Source organism: Tateyamaria sp. (genome assembly GCF_039940735.1).
Taxonomy (GTDB): domain Bacteria; phylum Pseudomonadota; class Alphaproteobacteria; order Rhodobacterales; family Rhodobacteraceae; genus Tateyamaria.
The window spans coordinates 1-4,857 of sequence record NZ_JBDVGB010000057.1; the positions used below are offsets into that span (position 1 = coordinate 1).

Below are 4,857 nucleotides of genomic sequence, written 5' to 3' on the forward strand. Positions count from 1 at the left end.
TCTTCCGGGCTTTTTGCCCCTGTCCGATCCTGTATTTCTGTTAGCTGGCTAGACTTGAGTTCCAGCAACTCTTTGGCGCTGCTCAATCGATCCTTGTAGATCAACCGCACAACCAGCCATATCGCAACGGTAATTGCTGCGATGGTAAATGGCGCTCCACTAACCAAAGCCCACTCGTCTTTCAGTATTTGCAATAAATTCATTCATGACATTGGACTCACTTACTCGGGTTTGTCAAATATACAATCTCCCAACTTAGCGCATGCAGATTCGAGATCAATTAGGACTTAATATTAGAGAATTACGCCGTTTCCGTGGTCTGACCCAAGAGGCATTTGCCTTCAGTGCTGGCATTGATCGAGGCTATGTTGGTTCTATTGAAAATTCAAAAAACGCTGTTACCGTCGATATGCTGGAACGTGCGTCGGCTGCCCTCGATGTTCAACCATTCGTTTTGCTACTTCCGCGACACCAAAAGCGTGGGTGGCTCATTGATTTTGCTAAGGCTCGTGGTGGTCACATTGATTTCACCTAGCCCAATACAGATAGAAGGATTCCCAACCAATCGACTTACTTGCCCAAGAAGCGGCATTGTGGTTGGCATTGAATACCGTTGGAACACTGGCGAGACCTCGATCCTCTGGAAAGGTGATCCAGTCGACAATTTTAATCGCGAGCCAATCCTCTTCACAGGCCCAGAAAAATCCTAGTTGTCCCCTGCCCGCTGCGAAAACGCCCCGTACTGCTGGCTCACCTGCCGCGCTTCTTCAAATGCTCGCCCTCGTTCTGTATCCAAGCAGTGAAAATAGAACTGAACATTATGGATGTAGTCTTCAAAATCTCGCCGAATCAGGTTTCCAAATTCGACGACCGCAGCCGCGTCATCAGGCACATACGGGCGGATTGGCGCGACGCATGGCTCCGCTGTTGCCGCTGAGTTTTGGGCCAGCACCAATAATATAGCCTGCGGGACCGACTGCAGTCGCTTCATCTTTGTCAAAGAATCTCCTAGTCTTGCGTTCACGAATGGTCTCCCGCGATTTTTCTTCGGGGAGGTATTTCGCGAACACAGGCGCATTAATATATCTTGCGTTTCGTTAGTATATTTACGTATGGTTGTGTTGTCCATGGGGACACACGGTCATGCGTCTTTGAATGAGAGAAGTGACCACAGTTATGAACTGGGAAATCGAAGCACCAAATGTGGTCACTGAAGCCAGATTCCGCGTTCTCGTGGAAAGCGGATATAACGCTGAGATCTTGTGCCAGGAAGCTGCGCACAAGAAAGGTCCTAGCTATTATGGGGTCTGGATCATGCGTGCAGTCTCTGATGACCGTGTCGAGAAACTTCTCGTCACGGCTCGAACACGCACAACGCATAACGACATCAAAATCCGCGAATTCAAAACCATCACCGGCGTTGTGTCTTTCTTGGTTGGTATCGGCTTCACCCACGCTGATGTCCCGCTCGAAGAAGGGCAACGGACGTCGCACAAACTCAAGCCAGAGGACGACAAGAGCAGCTAGCTTCGCTGCACTTTGGCTTTGCGCGGCAACGCCGCTCCAAGCCCAAATGGTTCTCATCATGGAGAACGACGGGTCCCTGACACCCTCCGCTCCTCAAACCAGTTTTGCGCGCGACTACAACGATGGGATCGGCCAAGGATCAGCAGCTGAGTCATTGGAGCTGCTCGGCACAACATCAGTTACCGTTGAGTCTGAGGTTCGCGTTGCGGCGATAGCACCGCGAACGCCCCTCCCTCGGGCAGACGTTCTGACTGCAATTGAGACGACGGCCCTGCGATACGCGATTCATCCTGGCCTACGCCGTGCGGATCTTTCCGTTTCTGACTGGTTGCTCCTGTTTCGCGCAAATATCGAAATCGAAAGTGCATATCGCCAGAGCGCTGTCTCAAGCGCAGGCGCTATTGACCTCGGCCAACTGATGCCAGCGACTGCCCGCGATCTTGGCGTCGATCCGCGAGACCCGCTTCAAAACCTCGACGGTTCAGCCCGCTACCTCGCGATGATGCTTGAGCTGTTCGGTGACCCACGCCTTGCTCTGGCCGCTTACAACGCCGGTCCCGATGCCGTCCGTGAATACAACGGGATCCCCCTTTACCGAGAAACCCGAAACCACGTGGCCCGCGTCATGGCGGTTGTCGCTCGTCTGGAAGGAACCAATCCATGAAACATCTATCTTCATTATTCATCGCAACGTTGGCGCTGTTCCTATTGGTTGCGGAGCCTGCTCTCGCCCAAAGCATCGACCTCTCGCCAATCCAAAGCCTTCTGCAAGGCATTGTCGACGCGCTGACCGGCCCGCAAGGCGTCGTCATAGCGACACTCGCGGTCCTGGGCGTGTTCCTCAGCTGGTTCTTCAACATCATCGATCTGCGCCAAGCGCTTTGGGTTCTTGTCGGTATCGCTGGTGTTGCAGCTGCTCCCACAATCGTTGCCGCGGTCTTTGCCGGTGGCTGAGCGATCACCTCTCTTCCTCGGACTTGTGCGCGCCCCAAAGCTTTTGGGCTTGCCCATCATGTACGCGATGATCTGGCTCTTTGGTTCGGTCCTGCTGTTCGTCTGGATCCAGCACATCGTGATCCTTGGGGTTGCGATCGTACTCTATCCGGTGCTGTGGAAAGCGGCAGATTGGGACCCACGTTTCATCGATGTGATGATGACATCCCTGCAGGAAACCCCACCGACGCGAAACCGGCAAGTGCATGGCGGGGACAGCTATGCACTCTAATGCAGCCGGCGACCAGGTTCTGGATACACGGACACAGACGCCCAGTTGGTACGCGCGTGAGACACGCCTCGCGCATATGTTGCCATATGTTAGTTTGGTTGATGACCAAACGGTTCGCACTCGCGTGAATGAGCTGTTTCAGTGCATCCGCCTTGATGGGGTCAACAGCTACACGACCGATGACGCTTATCTCGACAAGATCACGGCCCTCTTTGCCCGGATCATCGCACAGCTCGGGCCAGAATATTCCTACTACGTGCACAAAGTCTCCAAAGCGATTGCGCCGGAGTTAGAACACATCGCAGATAACAGCTTTGCAGGTAAGGTCGATCGGCAATGGCGCAGCAAGCTCGCGACCAGTGGTTTGCGCGACAAGACGCTAACATTGACGATCATTCATCGCCCGCCGCCAAAGAGTTTCCTCCCTTTTGTGAACCGCAGCGCGCCCGAACGGCTTAAGGAAGAAACCCACAAACGCGTCCGTCGTCTGAACGAGGCAGTAAATGTCTTTGTGTCCGGCCTTGCGGATCTCAAACCTCGCGTCCTGTCCTCAAAGACAGGCGATCTCGTCGGTTTTCTTGGGGCGCTGAATACGGGCCAAGAATTGCCGCTGTATCCGGCCAGTACCTATGGTTTTCTGGCGTTCAATGTCGCCAACACCCGTGTGACTTTTTTGGACGACCACTTTGAATTGTCCGAGGGCGTCGTCGGACACCGTTACGGCAAGAGTTTCACCATCGGTGAATATTCCGAGGCGACCTCCTGCACGATGTTCGACATGCTCAACCTGCCTATCGACATGATCGTCACCCATTCCTTCACGCCGATCAACTCGAACCTCATGGCCGGCCGCATCAAACGCCAGAAACGCCAGATGCAGGCTTCGCAGGACGCGGCTCTTTCGTTGATGGAGGCCCTCGATATCGCCGCTGACGATCTCGAAGCCAAACGCCAAAGTTTTGGCGAACACCACATGGTCGTGACGATCTTTTGCGACACCCTTGATGAACTGCAAGCCCTGAGCGCCGAGATCGTCAACGCGGCAGCGGCCGAGGGCGTGAAGATGATCGGCGAACGGGTTGCAGCAAAGGCACATTATCTCAGCCAGCACCCAGGCAATCAGCCCAAGCGCGTGCGCGCCAGTGCCATCACCAATCGCAACTTCGCGGATTTCGCAGCGTTTCATCGAACACAGCTCGGCAAAGAAGCAAGCAACGTACCGTGGGGCAAAGTGATCACGATGTTGCCCACACCGGAGCAAAGTGCCTATCGGTTCTCTTATCACGAGCAAGGATCGCCCGATAAAGAACCTACCAGCGGCCATACCCTGATCATGGGTCGGCCCGGATCAGGCAAATCCGTCCTTTCGGCATTCCTTATGACCCAAGCCCGTCGAGCAGGCGCGCGGATCTTCGTCTTTGATTACCGTCTTGGTATGGAGATGGCGGTCCGCGCCAACGGGGGCAGCTATGCGGCATTGAAGGCCGGGCAAGCCACCGGCCTCAATCCCCTTGGGACAGAGGTGGATAATCGTGGCACGGCCTGGTTGTCAGACTGGCTGGGCACCCTGCTCTACCGCGCGGACAAGCCGCTCACGCCCGTTCAAACCAACCGCATCCAAGAAGTTGTCCGTCAAAACGCAAACGCCACTGACCCCGCTTTGCGCAATTGGAAGGACTTTGCATCGCTCTTCGTCTCCACAGATGATGGAGGCGATCTTCATCAACGCATGCTCGAGTGGACCGAGGACGGCCGCTACGGTTGGATTTTTGGCCAGTCCTTGGAAGACACGTTTTCTCTGGAAGGTGATGTGGTCGGGTTTGATCTCACCGGCATTCTGGACTCTGAGTCTGAAAAAGAACGCATGGCGGTTCTGAGCTATCTCTTCCGCCGCGTTGAGCGCGAGATCGAAGACCGTCGCCCCACAATCATTGTGATCGATGAAGCCTGGAAGGCCCTCGACAACGCCTACTTTGCGGAACGCCTTTCGAACTGGCTGGTGACCGTGCGCAAACAAAACACCGTTGCGGTGATGATGACCCAATATGCCAGCCAGCTGGAACGCACGCGGACCGGCAAGACCATCATCGAAGCGGTCCCAACAC

Annotated in this window: 8 protein-coding genes; 6 read left to right on the top strand and 2 right to left on the bottom strand. The window is 54.8% G+C overall.

The genetic code is table 11. From position 1 onward, the window contains the following. Positions 1–203 (bottom strand): hypothetical protein (locus ABJF76_RS12405; RefSeq protein WP_413822581.1); only part of this gene is annotated, 203 nt, incomplete at its 3' end. A 59-nt stretch (positions 204–262) separates the two neighbouring features. Between ABJF76_RS12405 and ABJF76_RS12410 the strand changes: the two genes are divergently transcribed. Then, entirely contained in the window at positions 263–535 is a 273-nt protein-coding gene (locus ABJF76_RS12410; protein ID WP_348135703.1) for a helix-turn-helix transcriptional regulator, read from the top strand. A gap of 171 nt (positions 536–706) precedes the next feature. Here the strand turns inward: ABJF76_RS12410 and ABJF76_RS12415 are convergent, their stop codons facing one another. Beyond that, complete coding sequence (locus ABJF76_RS12415; protein ID WP_348135731.1) at positions 707–991, bottom strand: hypothetical protein; 285 nt, start codon at positions 989–991, stop codon at positions 707–709. A 185-nt stretch (positions 992–1,176) separates the two neighbouring features. Between ABJF76_RS12415 and ABJF76_RS12420 the strand changes: the two genes are divergently transcribed. From ABJF76_RS12420 to ABJF76_RS12440, 5 genes are all read left to right on the top strand, one after another. After that, positions 1,177–1,527, top strand: a complete 351-nt coding sequence (locus ABJF76_RS12420; protein WP_348135704.1) for a hypothetical protein — start codon at positions 1,177–1,179, stop codon at positions 1,525–1,527. A gap of 46 nt (positions 1,528–1,573) precedes the next feature. Continuing rightward, on the top strand, positions 1,574–2,191 hold the full coding sequence (locus ABJF76_RS12425; RefSeq protein ID WP_348135705.1) for a lytic transglycosylase domain-containing protein: 618 nt from the start codon (positions 1,574–1,576) through the stop codon (positions 2,189–2,191). Then, on the top strand, positions 2,188–2,481 hold the full coding sequence (locus ABJF76_RS12430) for a TrbC/VirB2 family protein (RefSeq protein WP_348135707.1): 294 nt from the start codon (positions 2,188–2,190) through the stop codon (positions 2,479–2,481). The genes ABJF76_RS12425 and ABJF76_RS12430 overlap by 4 nt, the downstream gene beginning before the upstream one ends. Then, positions 2,474–2,752 carry a VirB3 family type IV secretion system protein gene (locus ABJF76_RS12435; protein WP_348135708.1) on the top strand — a complete coding sequence of 93 codons (279 nt, stop codon included), beginning with the start codon at positions 2,474–2,476 and terminating at the stop codon, positions 2,750–2,752. The genes ABJF76_RS12430 and ABJF76_RS12435 overlap by 8 nt, the downstream gene beginning before the upstream one ends. Next, positions 2,742–4,857, top strand: a 2,116-nt coding sequence (locus tag ABJF76_RS12440) for a type IV secretion system protein B4 (protein ID WP_413822582.1), incomplete at its 3' end; no start/stop codon positions are given. The genes ABJF76_RS12435 and ABJF76_RS12440, both read left to right, overlap by 11 nt.